Source organism: Cupriavidus sp. H39 (assembly GCF_050271075.1).
Lineage (GTDB): Bacteria > Pseudomonadota > Gammaproteobacteria > Burkholderiales > Burkholderiaceae > Cupriavidus > Cupriavidus necator_B.
The window spans coordinates 675213-695302 of sequence record NZ_CP189846.1; the positions used below are offsets into that span (position 1 = coordinate 675213).

Annotated in this window: 18 protein-coding genes; 12 read left to right on the forward strand and 6 right to left on the reverse strand. The window is 69.3% G+C overall.

The window, feature by feature from the left end:
* Positions 1-31 precede the first annotated feature (31 nt).
* From ACOCMH_RS03505 to ACOCMH_RS03520, 4 genes are all read right to left on the reverse strand, one after another.
* Positions 32-304, reverse strand: a complete 273-nt coding sequence (locus ACOCMH_RS03505; protein ID WP_427307790.1) for a phosphopantetheine-binding protein — start codon at positions 302-304, stop codon at positions 32-34.
* Complete coding sequence (locus tag ACOCMH_RS03510; protein ID WP_427307791.1) at positions 291-1067, reverse strand: lysophospholipid acyltransferase family protein; 777 nt, start codon at positions 1065-1067, stop codon at positions 291-293. Before ACOCMH_RS03510 ends, ACOCMH_RS03505 begins: the two co-directional genes overlap by 14 nt.
* On the reverse strand, positions 1060-1851 hold the full coding sequence (locus ACOCMH_RS03515; protein ID WP_427307792.1) for a beta-ketoacyl synthase chain length factor: 792 nt from the start codon (positions 1849-1851) through the stop codon (positions 1060-1062). Before ACOCMH_RS03515 ends, ACOCMH_RS03510 begins: the two co-directional genes overlap by 8 nt.
* Before the next feature lie 304 nt (positions 1852-2155).
* A complete protein-coding gene (locus tag ACOCMH_RS03520; protein ID WP_427307793.1) occupies positions 2156-3472 on the reverse strand; it encodes an MFS transporter in 1317 nt (438 codons plus the stop codon).
* A 163-nt stretch (positions 3473-3635) separates the two neighbouring features.
* On the opposite strand from ACOCMH_RS03520, the gene cyoA reads away from it, so the two are divergent.
* The 7 genes from cyoA to ACOCMH_RS03555 all read left to right on the forward strand — a co-directional run bounded on the left by cyoA (position 3636) and on the right by ACOCMH_RS03555 (position 13245).
* Positions 3636-4652 carry a ubiquinol oxidase subunit II gene (cyoA, locus tag ACOCMH_RS03525; RefSeq protein ID WP_427307794.1) on the forward strand — a complete coding sequence of 339 codons (1017 nt, stop codon included), beginning with the start codon at positions 3636-3638 and terminating at the stop codon, positions 4650-4652.
* Between the two features lie 77 nt (positions 4653-4729).
* Positions 4730-6733, forward strand: a complete 2004-nt coding sequence (gene cyoB, locus ACOCMH_RS03530; protein WP_427307795.1) for a cytochrome o ubiquinol oxidase subunit I — start codon at positions 4730-4732, stop codon at positions 6731-6733.
* Positions 6726-7400, forward strand: a complete 675-nt coding sequence (gene cyoC / locus ACOCMH_RS03535) for a cytochrome o ubiquinol oxidase subunit III (protein WP_427307796.1) — start codon at positions 6726-6728, stop codon at positions 7398-7400. The genes cyoB and cyoC overlap by 8 nt, the downstream gene beginning before the upstream one ends.
* On the forward strand, positions 7397-7786 hold the full coding sequence (cyoD, locus tag ACOCMH_RS03540) for a cytochrome o ubiquinol oxidase subunit IV (protein ID WP_427307797.1): 390 nt from the start codon (positions 7397-7399) through the stop codon (positions 7784-7786). Before cyoC ends, cyoD begins: the two co-directional genes overlap by 4 nt.
* Positions 7783-8637, forward strand: a complete 855-nt coding sequence (locus ACOCMH_RS03545; RefSeq protein ID WP_427307798.1) for an SURF1 family protein — start codon at positions 7783-7785, stop codon at positions 8635-8637. The genes cyoD and ACOCMH_RS03545 overlap by 4 nt, the downstream gene beginning before the upstream one ends.
* 65 nt (positions 8638-8702) lie before the next feature.
* Positions 8703-9740: an aldo/keto reductase gene (locus ACOCMH_RS03550; RefSeq protein ID WP_427307799.1), complete on the forward strand. Its 1038-nt coding sequence runs from the start codon at positions 8703-8705 to the stop codon at positions 9738-9740.
* Positions 9741-9969: 229 nt separating this feature from the next.
* Complete coding sequence (locus ACOCMH_RS03555) at positions 9970-13245, forward strand: transglycosylase domain-containing protein (RefSeq protein ID WP_427307800.1); 3276 nt, start codon at positions 9970-9972, stop codon at positions 13243-13245.
* On the opposite strand, the gene ACOCMH_RS03560 is transcribed toward ACOCMH_RS03555, so the two are convergent.
* Positions 13218-13469, reverse strand: coding sequence for a GlsB/YeaQ/YmgE family stress response membrane protein (locus ACOCMH_RS03560; RefSeq protein ID WP_427307801.1), 252 nt, complete (start codon positions 13467-13469; stop codon positions 13218-13220). The genes ACOCMH_RS03555 and ACOCMH_RS03560 overlap by 28 nt on opposite strands.
* Before the next feature lie 121 nt (positions 13470-13590).
* Positions 13591-15147, reverse strand: coding sequence for a methyl-accepting chemotaxis protein (locus ACOCMH_RS03565; protein WP_427307802.1), 1557 nt, complete (start codon positions 15145-15147; stop codon positions 13591-13593).
* Positions 15148-15498: 351 nt separating this feature from the next.
* On the opposite strand from ACOCMH_RS03565, the gene chrA reads away from it, so the two are divergent.
* The 5 genes from chrA to ACOCMH_RS03590 all read left to right on the forward strand — a co-directional run bounded on the left by chrA (position 15499) and on the right by ACOCMH_RS03590 (position 20087).
* Entirely contained in the window at positions 15499-16722 is a 1224-nt protein-coding gene (chrA, locus tag ACOCMH_RS03570; RefSeq protein ID WP_427307803.1) for a chromate efflux transporter, read from the forward strand.
* A gap of 233 nt (positions 16723-16955) precedes the next feature.
* Positions 16956-17612 carry a PepSY-associated TM helix domain-containing protein gene (locus ACOCMH_RS03575; protein WP_427307804.1) on the forward strand — a complete coding sequence of 219 codons (657 nt, stop codon included), beginning with the start codon at positions 16956-16958 and terminating at the stop codon, positions 17610-17612.
* Positions 17613-17668: 56 nt separating this feature from the next.
* Positions 17669-18193 carry a DUF2271 domain-containing protein gene (locus ACOCMH_RS03580; RefSeq protein WP_427307805.1) on the forward strand — a complete coding sequence of 175 codons (525 nt, stop codon included), beginning with the start codon at positions 17669-17671 and terminating at the stop codon, positions 18191-18193.
* Between the two features lie 20 nt (positions 18194-18213).
* A complete protein-coding gene (locus tag ACOCMH_RS03585; protein WP_427307806.1) occupies positions 18214-19053 on the forward strand; it encodes a DUF4198 domain-containing protein in 840 nt (279 codons plus the stop codon).
* A 14-nt stretch (positions 19054-19067) separates the two neighbouring features.
* Entirely contained in the window at positions 19068-20087 is a 1020-nt protein-coding gene (locus ACOCMH_RS03590; protein ID WP_427307807.1) for an FAD:protein FMN transferase, read from the forward strand.
* The last annotated feature ends 3 nt before the right edge of the window (positions 20088-20090 follow it).

The window sequence follows — 20090 nt, forward strand, 5'->3', positions numbered from 1 at the left end:
CGTTGGGTCGGTGGGACGCTGCAAGCGCGCCTCAGGCCGCGGCCTGGTCGGCGCGCTGCGCGCTGACGAAGGCCGCCAGCGCCGCGACGCTGGCAAAGCGGCTGCGCACCACGTCCTTGTCGCCGCCCATGGAGACGCCAAAGCGCTTCTGCAGCGCCAGGCCAAGCTCCAGCGCATCGATCGAGTCCAGGCCCAGGCCCTCGACGAACAACGGCGCATCGGTGTCGATATCGCCGGGCGCCAGGTCCTCGAGCGACAGCGACGAGACGATCAGTTCTTTGATTTCTTGTTCAAGCGCCTGCACGGCGTATCTCCCTGGAAAAATAATCGGTCATGGCCTGCGTGACGGCACGCACGGCGATGGCATCGTCGACGCCGGCCCCGGCCAGCCGGCTGGGGTCGAAATCGTCGCGCACGTCGATCACATAGCGCGGCCGGCGCACCGGCACGCGGTACCACTTGTCGCCCTTGCGCAGCGTGGGCGGTTCACAGCGGATGATCACCGGCGTCAGCGCAAAGCCGCCGCGCACCGCGATGTTGGCGGCGCCGCGCTGCAGCCGCAGGCCGCCGTCGGCCGGCGTGCGCGTGCCCTCCGGAAAGATCACCAGGTTGTTGCCCGCGCGCAGCGAGGCGATGCAGTCTTGCACCATCGCCGCGCCGGCATCGTTGCGGACATAGCCGGTGGCCAGCACCGGCCCCCGCGCGAACGGATTGCGCGCCAGCCCCGCCTTGACCACGCAGTCGGCGCGGCGCGTCAGCGCGATCAAAAAAATCACGTCGATCAGCGACGGATGGTTGGCGACGATCAGCAGCCCGTGGCGCTGCAGCCGTTGCGCGTTGCGCACTTCGTAGCCGATCACGCCCACCGCACGCATCAGCCACAGGAACAGCCGGAACGCGTGGCGGATCACGCCCTTGCATACATGCTGGCGCCGCGCCGCGCTCCACGGCGCCAGCGACAGCAGCGGGAACACCAGCACGCGCAGCACCAGCCCCCCCAGCCCGAACCCGGAAAAGCACAGGCCGGTGGCGCACACGCGCCAGGCGCGGTCAAGCCGCTCAACCATGGCGCCGCCATTGCCAGGTTGCGCGCTCGCCGCGGTGGCGCAGGCCGGTGTCGCCCGCCAGCATGAAGCGCAGCACGTCCAGGCCATGGGGCAGCCGCGCCGCCGGTGCGGCTGCGCCCGGGTCCGCTTCGTCGGCTTCGTCCGCCCGGCTCAGCGTGTACCAGGGCTCGCCCGCGCGCGGCGCGCCGATGCGCCAGCACCAGCTGTACAGGCAGCCCGGCTCGTCCGCGAACGCGGCGTAGGGCTCCGCCAGCGGCGCCTCGTAGTGGACCAGCATCACCTCCGGCGCGCCGTCGGCCACCAGGCTGCAGGCCTCCAGCACCGCCGTCTCCACGGTGTCGCGCCCGGCCGACAGCGCCTGCAGGTTGTTCATGTCGGCCAGGTCGATCGAACGTACCGCGCCGATTGCGTTGTGCACCGCCAGGCCGAACGCGGTCGGCGACAGCGGCTCGGCCGCCGCCAGCCCGCTCAACATGGTTACCAGCCGGGCGGTGTCGCCGTGGCGCGAGGCAAACACGGCGGGCACTTGTGCGTGTCCGGCCTCGGGGTAAGCACATGCATAGGCCGACGCCAGCGCCACGCGGCCCAGCAGCGGCAGCCGCCGGCGCAGCATCGCGGCCAGTTCCGGCAACGGCGGCGCCTGGGCAAGGGCCGGCGGCAGGTGCGGAGCGGCGCTCCATGCGCGCCAGTCGTCTTGGGCCTGCAGACCGTCAGCCCATGCCGACCAGGCGCGAATGCCAAAAGCCAGCGCCGTGCGGCCGGTGCCCGCGCCGTCCGCCATCATGCCGGCACACGGTGCGGGCCATGAAAATGGCCGTTAGCGCACAACGAGGCGTGGCGATGTGGGAATGGAGCGCGAATAATCACTGGGGAAACGGTGGGATTTTGGCGGGCGTTATTTTACTCAGATCGCCCTGCGGCGAATGGCAAAATATTGCCGCTGTGGTGAAAATGCTTATTCCGCAGAATATATCGGGCCGGCCCGCGAGATTGCCCGGGCCCCAATATATCTCGGCGATTATCACCGATTCTTTAGCTCGACCGCCGCCGCAAAAATCACTGCAATTCCCGTCATGCCGGAGCGCGGGTCAGACATGGGTGCCCAGTGCCCGGTTGATCCGCAGCGCCAGCAGCGTGCAGGCGGCGCCCGACAGCAAGTAGCCGCTGACGGCGACCAGGCCGAATTCCGCCGACAGCCCCAGCGCCACCAGCGGCGCAAAGCCGGCGCCGAACAGCCACGCCATGTCGGTGGTCAGCGCCGCGCCGGTGTAGCGGAAGCGCCGCTCGAAGTTCGAGGTCACGGCGCCGGCGGCCTGGCCGTAGGACAAGCCCAGCAGGCCGAAGCCGAGCAGGATGAACAGGTCCTGCGCCACCGGGCCGCCGCCCATCAGCCAGGGCGCGAACAGGCTGAAGATGCCGATCAGGATGGCCATTAGCGCCAGCGTAGTGCGGCGCCCGATCCGGTCCGCGATCACGCCCGACGCGATGGTGCCGAGGATGCCGATGAAGGCGCCGGCAATCTGCACGGCCAGCACGTCCGTGACCGGCTGCGAGCCGTTGAGCGCCACCCACGACAACGGAAACACCGTCACCAGGTGGAACAGCGCAAAGCTTGCCAGCGCGGCGAACGCGCCCAGCAGCAGGTTGAAGCCCTGCTTGCGCACGATCTCGGCGGTGCTGATGGGCTCGAGTTCGTCCTCGTCCAGCAGTTGCGTGTATTCGTGCGTCACCACCAGGCGCAGGCGCGCGAACAGCGCCACCACGTTGATCGCGAACGCGACATAGAACGGATAGCGCCAGCCCCAGGCCAGGAACTCGTGCGGCTCGAGGCTCAGGTTGAGGAACAGGAACAGCGAACCGGCGACGATAAAGCCGGTGGGCGCGCCGAGCTGCCCCAGCATCGCGTACCAGCCGCGCCGTTGCGGTGGCGCATTCAGCGCCAGCAGCGAGGGCAGCCCGTCCCATGAGCCGCCGAACGCCACCCCCTGCAGCGTACGGAACACCGCCAGCAGGATGATGGAAGCCGGGCCGAGCGAAGCATAGCCGGGCAGGAAAGCGATGCCGACGGTGGCCGTGCCGAGCAGGAACAGCGACGCGGTCAGCTTGATGCCACGCCCCCAGCGGCGCTGGATGCGCATGAACAGCGTGGTGCCGAAGGGCCGGCCGATAAAGGCCAGCGCAAAGACGGCGAAGGCGTAGAGCAGCGCCTCGAGCCGGTCGGCGAACGGGAAATAGACCGCCGGGAACACCAGCACCGAGGCAATGCCGTAGACGAAGAAATCGAAGTACTCGGAGGCGCGGCCGATGACCACGCCGGTGGCGATTTCCGCGGGCGCGACATGCGCGGCGCCGGGTGCTGGAGGTGCGGTAGGAGACGCCCGGTGCTGGTGGGTCGCGGTGGTCATCGGCATACCTCCCTGTCTGTGAGCGAGGGCGCTGCAAATTGCACCATGAAGAATGGCACTTGAGCGCCTACACTGCCATAGTTGCTCAGACCAGTCTAAGTCACTTGCGCCGCGGCGTACAAATGGCGCGGGCCCGAAAGCTATGCGATCTTCCGGTCAGACAATGTCCATGCACCGTCCTAGCCGCTGGTTGCTGCTGCCAGTGTTGCTGTGGCTGGGCGGCTGCAACGCCGTGCTGCTGGCCCCGGCCGGCGATCTGGCCGTGCGGCAACGTGACCTGATCATTATTTCCACCGGTCTGATGCTGCTGATCATCGTGCCGGTGATCGTGCTGACGCTGGTGTTCGCGTGGCGCTACCGCGCCGCCAACGCCGATGCGCACTACAACCCCGACTGGGACCATTCCACGGTGCTGGAGCTGCTGATCTGGTCGGCGCCGCTGCTGATCATCATCGCGCTCGGTGCGATCACGTGGGTCAGCACCCACAAGCTCGATCCCTACCAGCCGCTGGCGCGGCTCGATGACAGCCGCCCGCTGCCGCCGGGCACGCAGCCGCTGACCGTCGAGGTGGTGGCGCTCGACTGGAAGTGGCTGTTCGTCTACCCCGAACAGGGCATCGCCACCGTCAACGAACTGGCCGCGCCGGTCGACCGGCCGATCCGCTTCAAGATCACGGCCGCCACCGTGATGAATTCCTTCTTCATTCCCGCCCTGGCCGGGCAGGTCTACGCCATGCCCGGCATGGAAACCCGCCTGCATGCGGTGGTCAACCAGCCGGGCGTCTACGAGGGTTTCTCCGCCAACTACAGCGGCGCGGGCTTTTCGCACATGCGCTTCCGCTTCCACGGGCTGAGCGACGACGAATTCGGCCGCTGGGTGCAGACCGTGCGTGCCGCCGGCGCACCGCTGAGCCGGGCCGCCTACACGCAGCTGGCGCAGCCCAGCGAACGCGAGCCGGTGCGGCGCTACGGCAGCGTCGACGCCAACCTGTTCGATGCCATCGTGAACCGTTGCGTGCAGGCCGGGCAGGTCTGCCAGAAAGACCTGATGGCGCGCGATGCACAACGCGCAGCGCAAGGCGCCGCGGGCCTGGGCGCCGCCGTCTGCACGGCCAGCAACACGCTGGACGAGCCACTGTTCCGGGCCGGCGCGGCCAGTGCCGGCAAGCTGCTGCGATAGCGTGCCCGCGCCAGGCGCTGCGCAAGACTGTGCCAATGACCGTGACCTAGAACGCCGTTGTTGTCCTGGAGATCCACATGCCGGAGCGATCCGAACTCGCCACGCAACTCTTCGGCCGCCTGAGCTGGGAGGCAGTCCCGCTGCACGAACCCATCCTGCTGGCCACCTTCGCGGTGGTGGCGATCGGCGGGCTGGCGCTGGCCGGGGCGGTCACGTATTTCGGCCGCTGGGGCTACCTGTGGCGCGAGTGGTTCACCAGCATCGACCACAAGCGCATCGGCATCATGTACATGATCCTAGGCATCGTGATGCTGCTGCGCGGCTTTGCCGATGCCGTGATGATGCGGATCCAGCAGGCCATGGCCTTTGGCGACAACCTGGGCTACCTGCCGCCGCACCACTATGACCAGATCTTCACCGCGCACGGCGTGATCATGATCTTCTTCGTCGCCATGCCGCTGGTCACCGGCCTGATGAACTTTGTCGTGCCGCTGCAGATCGGCGCGCGCGACGTGGCGTTTCCGTTCCTGAACAACTTCAGCTTCTGGATGACGGTGGGCGGCGCGGTGCTGGTGATGATGTCGCTGTTCGTGGGCGAGTTCGCGCGTACCGGCTGGCTCGCCTATCCCCCGTTGTCAGGCATCCTGCAGAGCCCGGACGTGGGGGTGGACTACTACCTGTGGTCGTTGCAGGTGGCGGGGGTGGGCACGCTGCTGTCCGGCATCAACCTGCTGGTCACCATCGTCAAGATGCGCGCGCCCGGCATGACGCTGATGCGCATGCCGATCTTCACCTGGACCGCGCTGTGCACCAACGTGCTGATCATCGCCGCGTTCCCGGTGCTGACCGCGGCGCTGGCGATGCTGGCGCTCGACCGCTACCTGGGCATGAACTTCTTCACCAGCGACCTTGGTGGCAGCGCCATGATGTACGTGAACCTGATCTGGATCTGGGGCCATCCCGAGGTCTATATCCTGGTGCTGCCGGTGTTCGGCGTGTTCTCCGAGGTGGTGGCCACCTTCTGCCGCAAGCGCCTGTTCGGTTATGCCTCGATGGTGTATGCCACGGTGGTGATCACGGTGCTGTCCTACCTGGTGTGGCTGCATCACTTCTTCACGATGGGCTCGGGCGCCAGCGTGAATTCGTTCTTCGGCATCACCACCATGATCATCTCGATCCCGACCGGGGCCAAGCTGTTCAACTGGCTGTTCACCATGTACCACGGGCGCATCCAATACGAGGTGCCGATGCTGTGGACCGTGGGCTTCATGGTGACGTTCGTGATCGGCGGCATGACCGGCGTGCTGCTGGCGGTGCCGCCGGCGGATTTCTCGCTACACAACAGCCTGTTCCTGGTCGCGCATTTCCATAACGTGATCATCGGCGGCGTGCTGTTCGGGCTGATGGCGGGCATCACCTACTGGTTCCCCAAGGCCTTCGGCTACCGGCTGGACCCGTTCTGGGGCAAATGCTCGTTCTGGTTCTGGCTGGTCGGCTTCTACGTGGCGTTCATGCCGCTCTACGTGCTCGGGCTGATGGGGGTGACCCGGCGCGTCAGCCATTTCGCGGACCATTCGCTGCAGATCTGGTTCCAGCTGGCGGGCGTGGGCGCGCTGTTGATTGCGCTGGGCATCGGCTGCTTCCTGGTGCAGTTGGTGGTGAGCTTCCTGCGCCGCGAGTCGCTGCGCGATGTCACCGGCGATCCCTGGGACGGCCGCACGCTGGAATGGTCGACCTCGTCGCCGCCGCCGCCGTACAACTTTGCCTTTACGCCGGTGGTGCACGATACCGACGCCTGGTGGCAGATGAAGGCGCTCGGCTACCAGCGCCCCGCGCAGGGCTTCATCCCGATCCACATGCCCAAGAACACCGGCGCCGGCATCATCCTGGCCGGACTGAGCACGCTGTGCGGCTTCGCGCTGATCTGGCATATCTGGTGGCTGGTGGTACTGGCCTTCGCCGCCACCCTCGTCACCGCGATCGGCCATACCTTCAACTACCAGCGCGATTTCTATATCCCGGCCGACGACGTCCACCGCACGGAGGCAGAGCGCAGCGCGCTGCTGGCCAGCCATGGCTGACACTTACGCCCCCTTTACCGCCGACGGTGCGCCCGCGCACCCGGCCCCGCCGCAGCGCGCGCCTGCGCCGCCGGCCGAGCTGCGCTTCTACATGGCCGAGGAATACCACGCGCCCAACGGCACGCTGCTCGGCTTCTGGCTCTACCTGATGAGCGACTGCCTGGTCTTTGCGTGCCTGTTCGCCGCCTACGGCGTACTGGGCCGCAACTATGCCGGCGGGCCGACCGGCGCCGAACTGTTCGAGCTGCCGCTGGTGGCGCTGAACACGTCGTTCCTGCTGTTGTCATCGATCACCTATGGCTTTGCCATGCTGGAGACCCAGCGCGGGCGGCTGGGGCCGACCCAGGGCTGGCTCGCCGTGACCGGCGTGCTGGGGGCGGCCTTCCTCGCCGTCGAGATCTACGAGTTCGCGCACCTGGTCGGCGCCGGCGCGGGGCCGCAGCGCAGCGGCTTCCTGACCTCGTTCTTCGCGCTGGTCGGCACCCACGGCCTGCATGTGACCTTCGGCATCGTGTGGCTGGTCACGCTGGTGACTCAGCTGCGCCGCCACGGGCTGATCCCGGAGAACAAGCGCCGCCTGATGTGCCTGTCGATGTTCTGGCACTTTCTCGACGTGGTCTGGATCGGCGTCTTTACCTTTGTCTACCTGATGGGAGTGCTGCCATGAGCGCGCATGACGACACGCTGCAGGCCGACGGCCGTGGCCATGGCCACGGGGAAAGCGAGATCCATATCTCGCTCGGCGGCTACGTGACCGGCTTCGTGCTGTCGGTGATCCTGACCGCCATCCCGTTCTGGCTGGTGATGGGCAAGGTGTTCGACCAGTCCAGCACAACCGCGATGGTGCTGCTGGCGCTGGGCGCGGTGCAGATCGTGGTGCACATGATCTACTTCCTGCACCTCAACGCCCGCTCGGAGGGTGGCTGGAACATGCTGGCGCTGATCTTCACGCTGGTGCTGGTGGTGATCGCGCTGACCGGCACGCTATGGGTGATGTTCCACCTGAATTCCAATATGATGCCGGGCATGCATACCACCAAGACCTTGCCTTGACCGGTTCCACCGACGACCGCGCCGCGCCGGGCGCAAAGCCGCGCACCGCCAACGCGGCCCACGCCGCCAAAGGCGCCCCCGAATCTCCGCGCCCGCTGCCGACGATCTGGCTGACGGCACTGGCGCTGTTTGCCGCGGCGGCCATCGCCGGTCTGGTGGCGCTGGGCAACTGGCAGGTCGAGCGCCGCGCCTGGAAGCTTGGACTGATCGCCCAGGTGGCCGAGCGCGTCCATGCGCCGCCGGTGGCGGCGCCCGCGCCCGCGCAGTGGGCGGGGCTGACCCGGGCCAATGCCGAGTACCGGCGGGTCCGCGCCAGCGGCACCTTCCTGGACGACCGCCAGACCCTGGTGCAGGCCGTGACCGAGCAGGGCGGCGGCTACTGGGTGATGACGCCGCTGCGGCTGGCCGACGGCAGCACCGTGCTGGTCAACCGCGGCTTCGTCGCCGAGCCGTTCCGCGCGCGCGTGGTCCCCGCCGGCGGCGGCACCAGCGAAGTGGTCGGCCTGTTGCGCATGAGCGAGCCGGGCACCGGCGTGCTGCGCCACAATGACGCGGCGCGCGACCAGTGGTTCTCGCGCGACGTGGCGGCAATCGCCGCGCGCCGCGGGCTGGGCGAGGTCGCGCCGTATTTCATCGACGCCGCGGCAGTGCCGCCGCCGGCCGGGGCAGATCCCAAGGCCTGGCCCACCGGAGGGCTGACGGTGACGGCCTTTACCAACAACCACCTCGGCTACGCGCTCACCTGGTACGGCCTGGCGCTGATGGTGGCCGCCGCCGCCGCGTACGTGGGGCGCGAGGAATACCGCAAGCGCCGCGCGTCCCGGGCTGCCGCGCCCGGCCCGCGCGCCTGACGCCGCGCCCGCAAGCCGGGCCGGGTGGCGGCACAATGTGGGCTATCCCACTACAAGGAGCCGCCATGCCAGACTTTTCCATGCCGTACCGCCGCCTCGGCGCCAGCAACTTGCGCGTCTCGGCGCTGTGCCTGGGCACCATGATGTTCGCCGACCAGACCGACGAGGCCGAGGCCGGCCGCATCGTCGCCAGCGCGCGCGACCACGGCGTGAATTTCATCGATACCGCCGACGTGTACAGCAAGGGCGCGTCCGAGCAGATGGTGGGGCGCCTGCTGAGCGCCGACCGCCACGACTGGGTGCTGGCCACCAAGCTCGGCAACGCGATGCAGGCCGCGCCCAACCACGGGCATTATTCCCGGACCTGGATCACGCGCGCGGTCGAGGACAGCCTGCACCGGCTGGGAACCGCTTACATCGACATCCTCTACCTGCATCGCGACTACCCCGGCGCCAACCTGGAAGAGCCGGTACGCGCCATGGGCGACCTGGTGCGCAGCGGCAAGATCCGCTACTGGGCGGTGTCGAACTTCCGCGGCTGGCGCATCGCCGAAATCGCGCGGCTGTGCGACGCGCTGGGGGTGCCGCGCCCGGTGGCGTGCCAGCCGTACTACAACCTGCTGAACCGGCTGCCGGAGGTGGAGATCCTGCCCGCGTGCGAGCACTACGGCCTGGGCGTCGTGCCTTACAGCCCGGTGGCGCGCGGCGTGCTGACCGGCAAGTACGCGCCCGGCCAGGCGCCGGCCGAGGGCACGCGCGCCGGCCGCGCCGACCGCCGCATGATGGAGACCGAGTTTCGCGAGGAATCCCTGGTCATCGCCCAGCAACTCAAGGCCCATGCCGAGGCGCGCGGGCTGACCCCGGGCCAGTTCGCCACGGCCTGGGTGCTGGCCAACCCGATCATCTCGTCGGTGATCGCCGGCCCGCGCACGCTGGCCCAGTTCGAGGATTATATCGGCGCGCTCGGTGCCGTGATCACGCCGGAGGAAGAGGCGATGGTCGATGCGCTGGTGTCGCCGGGCCATGCGTCGACGCCCGGCTACAACGATCCGGGCTATCCGCTGGTGGGCAGGCCGGTGGCGCGCGACGCGGCTGGCCGATAATCTGCTGGCCGCGTTTCGGACGCACCGCAAGTGGCGCAGCCGTTGCACCGCGTGACGCCGGTTTGCAACGGCACACAACGCGCGCGCGTGCTTGATGCACGCGCGCGCGACTCCTACTAATATCAATACAGGCGGCGCGCGCGCGGCGCGCACCGCGAAAAAGATTGCGCTTCGAGCCGGTGCAAGGAGATCTTTGCGCGCTGCGCCGGCCCCATGAGGAAGCCCAAACGTGTCGCGTCGTGGCTGGATTTTCGCTGGCTTGGCGGTCGCCCTGACGGGGGGCGCCTATGTCGTGTATAGCTTTGTCGCAAGCGAAGTGCGTAACTCGCACTTGCAGGCCCGGCTGATCGGCAGCCTGGGCCAGCGCCTGACATTCGAGATCCAGCCGGGTGCCAGCGACAGCATCCGCTTTCCGCATTCCGGACCCTACGACGCCCGCATGGGCTACGGCAGGCTGCCGCTGTTCGCGCAGCGGCTCGAGCAGCGCGGCTATGTGCCCGCCGAGCAGGCGCGCATGTCGCCCGACATGGTGCGGCTGATCGACGAGGGCCTGTTCACGCCCTACCGCGAGAAGAACCAGGCCGGCCTGCTGCTGCGCGACTGCAACGGCCTGACGCTGGCATTCGAGCGCTACCCGCAGCGCCAGTACCCCGACTTCGGCGCCGTGCCGCCGCTGCTGGTGAGCGCGCTGCTGTATGTCGAGAACCAGGGCCTGCTCAATCCGGAATACCCCAACATGAACCCGGCGCTGGACTGGCGCCGGCTGTCGCGCGCGGTGCTGGACCAGGTGATCCGGCTCGCCGACAAGTCGCACGATGCGCCCGGCGGCAGCACGCTGGCGACGCAGATCGAGAAATACCGGCACTCGCCCGAGGGCCGCACCTCTTCGATCCCGGAGAAGTTCCGGCAGATGGCATCGGCGTCGCTGCGCGCCTACCTGGACGGGCCCGACACGCAGCGCGCGCGCGAGCGCATCGTGGTCGACTACCTGAATACGGTGCCGCTGTCGGCGCGCGCGGGATTCGGCGAAATCAACGGCATCGGCGACGCGCTGTGGGTCTGGTACGGCGAGGACTTCGGCGAGGTCAACCGGCTGCTGAAGGAAATGGATCCGCGCGCGCCCGAACCGCGCCAGGCGCAGGCGTTCAAGCGGGCGCTGTCACTGGTCATCTCGCAGCGCCGGCCGTCCTACCACCTGCGCCGCGACGACACCAACCTCGATGCGCTGACCGGCAGCTACCTGCGCCTGCTGGCGGCCAACAGCATCATCACGCCCGAGTTGCGCGACGCGGCGCTGGCGCAGCCGCTGGACAAGGCGGCTGCGCCGCAGCGCCCGCCGCAGGAACCGTTTGTCACGCGCAAGGCCGTCAACCGGGTGCGCGCCGACATCACCCGGCTGACCGGGGTCGAGAGCCGCTACGACATGGACCGGCTCGACCTGACCGTCGACAGCACCATCAACCGCGAGGCCCAGCGCCTCGTCACCGAGACGCTGCAGCGCGTGAACAACAAGGCCGACGCGCGCGCCATGGGCCTGTATGGCCACAACCTGCTGCGCGACAACGACGATCCGTCGAAGCTGATGACCAGCTTCACGCTGTACGAGCGCGTGGGCAACGCCAGCGTGGTGCGGATCCAGGCCGACAATATCGACCAGCCCTTCGACATCAACAGCGGCGCGCGCCTGAACCTCGGCTCGACCGCCAAGCTGCGCACGCTGGTGACCTACCTGGAGATCATCAGCGAGCTGCACGCGCGCTATGCCGGCATGACGCGCGCGCAACTGGCCGCGATACCGCTGGCGCGCCAGGATGCGCTCAGCCGTTGGGCGGTCGATTACCTGTCCAAGGCGCGCACCCCCGCGGAGCGCGAACTGATGCCGATGCTGGAAGCGTCGATGGAGCGCAAGTATTCCGGCAATGCCGGCGAGGGCTTCTACACCGGCGGCGGCCTGCAGAGCTTCACCAACTTCGAGCGCTGGGAAGGCGAGCGCATCATGACCGTGCGCGTCGGCTTCGAGCATTCGGTCAACCTGGTCTTTATCCGCATGATGCGCGACATCGTGCGCTACGAGATGTTCCATGCCAGGCCTGACATGGGTGACCTGTTCGAGGACCGCAACGCACCGGGCCGGCGCGAGTACCTGGAGCGCTTCGCCGACCAGGAAGGCAGCGCCTACATGACCGGCTTCTACCAGCGCTACCGCGGCAAGAGTTCCGAGCAGCGCCTGGACACGCTGCTGGGCCGCGTGCGCATGACCATCCCGCACCTGAATGCGGTGCGCATGTCGGTGACGCTGCTGAGTGCGCGGCCGAACCTGGACGAGGCCAGCTATGTCCGCATCATGCGCGCGCGCCTGGGCGACAAGCAGCTGGCCAAGGAAGACCTGCCGGCGCTGTACCGCAAGTACGGCAAGGACAAGTTCAACCTGAACGACCGCGGCTACCTGTCGCGCGTCCACCCGCTCGAACTGTGGATGGTGGAATACCTGGACCAGCACCCTCAGGCGACGCTGGCCGAGATCCTGCGCGCCAGCACCGCCGAGCGCCAGGAAGTGTACAAGTGGCTGTTCAAGACGCGCAGCAAGGCCGGCCAGGACAACCGCATCCGCACGCTGCTGGAGCAGGACGCCTTCACGCACATCGCGCGGCGCTGGCAGCGTCTGGGCTATCCGTTTGATTCACTGACGCCGTCGTACGCCAGCGCCATCGGCGCCGCCGGCGACCGCCCCGCGGCGCTGGCCGAGCTGGCCGGCATCCTGCTGGCCGGCGGCGTGGTCACGCAGAACGCGGCGGTGCGCAGCCTTGCCTTTGCCGACGGCACGCCATACGCGACGCGCTACGTGCTGCAGCCGGGCCCGGGCAAGCGCGTGCTGCCGGCCGAGGTGGCCGAGCTGGCGCGCCGCTCGATGCTGGATGTGGTGGAGCGCGGCACCGCCAAGTCGATCCGCGGCGCGTTCACGGTGGCAGGGCGCGATGGCGCCGCCCTGACCGTGGCGGGCAAGACCGGCACCGGCGACCAGCGCTTCCAGGTCTACGGTCCGGGCGGGCGGCTGATCTCGTCGCGCTCGGTGAACCGGTCGGCCACCTTTGTCTTCACGCTGGGCGAGCGCTTCTTCGGTACCGTGGTGGTCAATGTGCGGGAACCCTACGCGGCACGCTACAGCTTTACCAGCGCGCTCGCGGTGCGGGTGCTGCGGGCGGTTGCGCCGCAGGTCTCGGCGATGGCGCCGGGCGGCGACCGCGCGCTGCTGCGCTGCCGCGACGCGGGCCCGGGGCTGCGCCCGCGCGCGCCGACCATGGCGGCGCCCGCCGAAGGCGTGCCCGGCCCGGTGCTGGCGGATGGACTGGATGCGGCGCTGGACGCCGGGCTGCAGCCGCGGGCCCGGCAAGAGGTGGCGGCGATGCCGCCGCCCGCGCCCCAGGTGCCGGGAGGCGTGGCCAACAACAGTGACGCGGCCGGCGTGCGCCGCGCCAGTCAGGCCCTGCGGCGCACCATGCCGTAGATCACCAGCAGCACGATCGCGCCGACCACCGAGGCGACCCAGCCCGCCGGCTCGCCCGGCTGGTACCAGCCCAGGGCGCGGCCCACGTAGCCGGCGACCACCGAGCCCAGGATGCCCAGGATGATGGTCATGATCCAGCCCAGCTTGTCGTCGCCGGGCTTTACCGCCCTGGCGATCAGTCCGACGATAAGGCCAACGAACACGGTGCCAATGAATGCCATCATGGTGCGCTCCTGTCAGTGGTCTGCGGTAACGGTCTGATGCACTGAGCCGGCCGCCTGTGCGGCCGGCTTCGCTTCATCATACACGCAGGCGCGCGGGTAGTACGACGCCCGGTTGCGCCGCTCAGGCCGCCGCCAGGCGGAACTGGCCCACCGCGCGATGCAGCGCTTCGGCCTGGTCTTCGAGCGAAGCGGCGGCGGCCGCGGCCTGCTCCACCAGCGCGGCGTTCTGCTGCGCCATCTGGTCCATCTGCGACACCGCTTGGTTGACCTGCTCGATGCCGCCGGTCTGCTCCTCGGTGGCGGCGCGCATTTCGCCCATCAGGTCGGTCACGCGCTTGACCGCGTCGACGATCTCGTCCATCGCCCGGCCGGCGTTCTCGACCAGCACCGCGCCGTCTTCCACGCGCTGCGCCGAGTTGCCGATCAGCGCCTTGATTTCCTTGGCCGCGGTGGCGCTGCGCTGCGCCAGCGTGCGCACCTCGCCGGCCACCACCGCGAAACCGCGGCCCTGGTCGCCGGCCCGGGCCGCTTCGACCGCGGCGTTGAGCGCCAGGATATTGGTCTGGAAGGCAATGCCCTCGATCACGCCGATGATGTCGACCACCTTGCCCGAGGCGCTCTTGATCTCGCCCATGGTGTCCACCACCTGGCTGACGATGGTGCCGCCGCGCACGGCGATGTCCGACGCGCCCTCGGCCAGGTGGCTGGCCTGGCGCGCGTTCTCGGCGCTCTGGCGCACGGTGCTGGTGAGCTGCTCCATGCTGGCGGCGGTTTCCTGCAGCGACGCGGCCTGCTCCTCGCTGCGGCGCGACAGGTCGGCATTGCCCGCGGCGATCTGCTTGGCCGCGCCGGCAATCGAATCAGCCGAGCCGCGGATGCTGCCGATCGCGCCGGTCAGGCGCGCCTGCATGCGGTGCATGGCGTAGAGGACACTGTGCTCGTCGCCGGCGCGCACCGCGACCTGGCCGGCGAGGTCGCCTTCGGCAATGCGCCCGGCAATCTGCGCGGTGGTGGCCGGCTCGCCGCCAAGCTGGCGCTGCAGGCTGGCCGCGACCCGCACCATCACCAGCGACATCAGCGCGCCGACCGCCAGCAGCAGGCCCAGCGCCTTCCACAGCTCGGCCCGGAACGCCGCCTCGATGTCATCCAGGTACAGCCCGGCGATGAAGTTCCAGTCCCAGGGGCGGAAGTTGGCCACGTAGCTCAGCTTCGGCTGCGGTGCCTGCGCGCCCGGCTTGGGCCACAGGTATTCGACGAAACCCTTGCCGGGGCCCTTGCCGATCGCGGCGATGTCGCGGAACAGGTAGACGCCGTTGGGATCCTTCATGCCCTCCATCGCCTTGCCGTTCATCTCCGGCTTGAACGGGTGCATCAGCACCACGGTGTCGGAACGCATCAGCGTGAAATAGCCGTCGGCGCCAAAGCGCATCGCGCGCACGCGTTCGATTGCCTGCTGCTTCGCCGCCTCGGCGGGCAGCTTGCCGGCCTTGGCCAGGGCCTCGTACTCGGCCACCACTGAAACCGCGGTGTCGGTCACGTGGGCCAGGTCGAGCCTGCGTTCCTCCATGCGCAGCGTGCGGATGTGCCACGCATTCCACAGCGTGATGCCGAGCAGGCAGACCCAGCTCAGCACCAGCGGCAACAGCAGTTTTTTCTTCAGGCTCAGGTTATGCAGCATGGCTACCACTCCTCCTTCTTCGCGCTTTGCGCTTCTTTCTCGTCGGTGATGCGCATGGCCGTGCCGCGCCGGTTGGCGCGGGTCGGCCGGCCTGCAGGGGGACAGGGGCCGACGGCGCATGCGTCTGCCGCATAACGGCGCGGGACGGCAGTAACTTGATTGAGGTAGCTCCGCCACACTGGCAGTGTGGTTGATTGGCTGCAACAGGTCGGACGTGGGTTGTGCGCCATGGGACGCTTGGGGCGCTTGCTCCCGCGCTCGGGTGATGCCGGCCCCGCTTTGCCGCCCGGCGCCGGCAAAATCGGTCAGAATCTGCGCTGTCTTCCGCCACCCTCTTGTCCGCCTCACCCCATGGCCACCTTGCCCAGCCCTTCCGACGACACCCGCGGCCACGACGGGCCGCTCGCCGTGTTCCTGATCTTCCTGCGGCTTGGCCTGACCTCGTTCGGCGGTCCGGTGGCCCACCTGGCGTATTTCCGCGAGGAACTGGTGCGCCGCCGCCGCTGGCTCAGCGAGGCGGCCTATGCCGACGTGGTGGCGCTGTGCCAATGCCTGCCCGGACCGGCCAGCAGCCAGACCGGCATCGCGCTGGGGCTGGCGCGTGCCGGCTATGGCGGCGCGCTGGCGGCGTGGGTGGGTTTTACGCTGCCGTCGGCGCTGGTCATGATCGTGTTCGCGCTGGGGGTGACTCACTACGGCATGGCCGCCGCGCCGGGCGCGCTGCACGGGTTGAAGCTGGTGGCGGTGGCAGTGGTGGCGCAGGCCGTGTGGGGCATGGCGCGGACGCTGTGCGTCGGCCCGGTGCGCATCGCCATCATGCTGGTGGCTGCCGCCACCGTGCTGGCTTGGCCGGGACCGTGGGTGCAGGTGGCCATGATGGCCGCCGCGGCGGTCGCCGGCATGGCACTGTTGCGGCCGGCGCTGGGCGGCGCGCATGAGCCGCTGCGGCTGCCGGTGACGCATCGCGGCGGCATGCTGGCACTGGCGCTGTTCGCCGCGCTGCTGGCCGGCCTGCCACTGCTGGCGCAGTGGGCCGCCGATCCGGCGCTGCGCGTGTTCGATGCCTTTTACCGCGCCGGCGCGCTCGTCTTCGGCGGCGGGCACGTGGTGTTGCCGCTGCTGGATGCGGCCGTGGTGGCGCCGGGCTGGGTTGGCAAGGAAGCCTTCCTGGCCGGGTACGGCGCGGCGCAGGCCATGCCGGGACCGCTGTTTTCCTTTGCCGCCTTCCTCGGCGCCGCCATGCAGCATCCGCCCACCGGCGTTACCGGCGGGCTGCTGTGCACGCTGGCCATCTTCCTGCCCGGCGCGCTGCTGGTGCTGGGCGCGCTGCCGTTCTGGGAAAGCCTGCGCCGCAACCTGCGCGCCCAGGCGGCGCTGGCCGGCATCAACGCCGGCGTGGTCGGGCTGCTGCTGGCAGCGTTGTGGCATCCGGTATGGACCAGCGCGGTACAGGGTCCGCTGGACATCGTGCTGGTGGCGCTGGCGCTAGTGGCGCTGATGCGCTGGAAGCTGCCGCCGTGGCTGGTGGTGGTGGCCAATGGTGTGGCCGGCTGGGCCGTCACTGCCGTCCTCTGAGGCGGGTGGCGGCGGCGGTGCGGCCGGCTTGACGTTGTAATGCGCTGTAATCCGGCCCGCCTGCCGAGCGTTTGCGCTTTCAAATGCGAACGATTATCCTTCTCTCTTCCGCACCTCCTAGTGCCGGCCATGGCACACCTTGACGCCATGTGAGCGTTCCCGGGGGGCGCTCCCGCTACCCGTATGCAATACCGGGCGCGGCCCGACCGGGCTGCGCCTGCCCATCCACCGCAATGACCGACACCCAGCCGGCCGCCGGCCAGCAGCGCCGTGCCTTCTGGCTCAAGCATCTCCACCAGTGGCACTGGATCAGTTCCGCGATCTGCCTGATCGGGATGCTGTTGTTCGCGGTCACCGGCTTCACGCTGAACCACGCTGGCCAGATCGAAGCCAGGCCCGCCGTGCAGACCCGGCACGCCACCGTGCCGACGCGCGTGCTCGACAAGGTCCGGGCCGCGGCCCCGGACGGCGCGGCACGCGCGGGCGAGGCCAAGGCGCCCGTGCCGGCGGTGCTGGCCGACTGGCTGGCGCAGGCGCTTGCGATCGACGCCAGCGGGCGCGAGGCCGAATGGTCCGCCGACGAAATCTACGTGGCGCTGCCACGCCCGGGCGGCGACGCCTGGGTCAGCATCGCGCTCGACAGCGGCGAGGCGCAGTACGAGCGCACCACGCGCGGGGCCATCTCGTACCTGAACGACCTGCACAAGGGCCGCAACACCGGCGCAGCGTGGAGCCTGTTCCTGGACGCCTTTGCGCTGGCCTGCCTGGTCTTCTGCGTGACCGGCCTGTTCCTGCTCAAGCTGCATGCGGGCGGGCGCGTGGCGACCTGGCCGCTGGTGGGGTTGGGGCTGGTGGTGCCGGTGCTGCTGGCGATCCTGTTTATCCACTGATCGGTCGCGATCGAGCCGATCTTCTTCCTGCATCCCACTGACGAGGTTTCTCCGATATGCGCCGACTGCTCTCCGTCTCCCTGACCGGCATGGCCGCCGTGCCGCTGGCCGGCCCCGCGCTGGCCGCGGACCTGAACGTCAAGGTCGACATCCCGCGCCTGACCGTGGCCGAGTACCACCGGCCCTACGTGTCGATGTGGGTCGAGCGCGCCGACCAGAGCCCGGTGCAGACCCTGGCGGTCTGGTACGACGGCAAGCTCAAGGACGGCGAGGGCACCAAGTGGCTCAAGGACATGCGCCAGTGGTGGCGCAAGGCCGGCCGCGACCTGCATATGCCGGCCGACGGCATCTCCGGCGCCACGCGCGCGCCGGGCGAGCACAGCGTCAGCTTCAGCGACGGCAAGGCGCCGCTGGGCAAGCTGCCCGCCGGCAACTACCAGCTGGTGGTGGAGGCCGCACGGGAAGTGGGCGGGCGCGAGCTGCTGCGCGTGCCGTTTACGTGGCCGCCGCAATCCGCCCAGACCGCCCGCGCCAAGGGCGAACACGAACTCGGCGGCGTGACCGTCGAACTGAAGCCTTAATCCCGTCCCGGAGCCCGACCATGAAGCCTTCCCTGATGTCCGTCGCATCTTCCCGCCTGGCTGTGCGCGCTGCCGTGCTGGCCCTCGCCGCGCTGGCGCCGCTGGCCGCCCACGCGCACCGCCAGTGGCTGCTGCCGTCGGCTACCGTGCTGTCCGGCAGCGATCCGTGGGTGACCGTGGACGCCGCGGTCTCCAACGACCTGTTCTACTTCGAGCACGTGCCGATGCGGCTCGACAACCTGCAGGTGACCGCTCCCGACGGCAGCGCCGTCAAGGCCGAGAACGCGGCCACCGGCAAATACCGCAGCACCTTCGACCTGCACCTGACCCAGCCGGGCACGTATCGCGTGGCGGTGGTCAACCACGGCCTGTTCGCCAGCTACAAGGTCGACGGCCAGGCCAAGCGCTGGCGCGGCACCGCCGAGAACTTCGCCAGGGAAGTCCCGGCTAACGCGCAGGACCTGCAGGTCACGCAGGCCGAGGGCCGCATCGAATCGTTCGTCACCGCCGGCAAGCCCAGCGACAAGGGCTTGCGCACGGTCGGCCGCGGCCTGGAGCTGGCGCCGATTACGCATCCGAACGACCTGGTCGCGGGCGACACCGCCAGCTTCCGCCTGCTGCTCGACGGCAAGCCCGCCAGCAACCTGAAGGTCGCGGTGGTGCCGGGCGGCATCCGCTACCGCGACCAGTTGCAGGAGTTCAGCGCCACCACCGACGCTGACGGCAAGTTCAGCGTCAAGTGGCCGGCTCCCGGCATGTACTGGATGGAGGCCGAAGTGAAGGACGACAAGACCACCTTCAAGCAGGCCAAGGCGCGCCGCGCCGTCTACGCGGTGACGGTGGAAGTGCTGCCGCAATAAGCCGGTTGCCGGCCATGAACCGCGTCCTGGTCCCCGTAGCGCTGTCCGCGCCCCCGCTGCCGCCGGCCGCCGATGCGCGCATGCAGCGCTGGAGCGGGCAGACCATGGGCACCACCTGGTCGGTGGCGGCGGTGCTGCCGCCGGCCGCGGAGGCGCACGCCATCGCCGCCGGCATCGAGGCCGTGCTCGCTCGCGTGATCGCGCAGATGAGCAACTGGGAGGCGGATTCGGACCTCAGCCGCTTCAACCGCGCGCCGCCAGGCAGCTGGCAAGCGTTGCCGGAAGACTGCTTTACGGTGCTGCAAACCGCGCTGCAGGTCGCGCGCGACAGCGGTGGGGCGTATGACCCGAGCGCGGGCCCGCTGGTCGACCTGTGGGGCTTCGGCCCTGCCTCGATCCCGGCCGCGGCGCGCCGCGTGCCGCCGTCGCCCGACGCGGTGCAGGCCGCGCGCGGCCGTTGCGGCTGGGCCCGCATCGAAGTCGATGCCGCCGGCCGGCGCGCCCGGCAGCCGGGCGGCGTGGCGCTGGACTTCTGCGCCATCGCCAAGGGCTTCGCCGTGGACGCGGTGGCGCGCTACCTGTGCGCGCAGGGCCTGGACCACCACCTGACCGAGATCGGCGGCGAATTGCGCGGCCATGGCGTCAAGCCCGACGGCCTGCCGTGGTGGGTCGCGCTGGAAGCGCCGCCGGGGCCTGGCGGCGATGATGCGGGCCAAACGCTGGTGGCCCTGCACGGACTGTCCGTGGCCACCTCGGGCGACTACCGGCGCTACTTCGACAGCGACGGGCGCCGCTATGCCCATACCATCGATCCACGCACCGGTTATCCGGCGAGCCACGCGCTGGCCTCGGTCACGGTGATCCACCCGCAGTGCATGCTGGCCGATGCGCTGTCCACCGCGCTGACCGTGCTGGGCCCCGACGCCGGCATGGCGCATGCGCGTCGCCACGGCATTGCCGCGCGCTTCCTGGTGCGTACGCAGGACGGTTTTCTCGAACATTCGTCGCCGGCCTTTGCCGCGATGCTGGCATGAGCG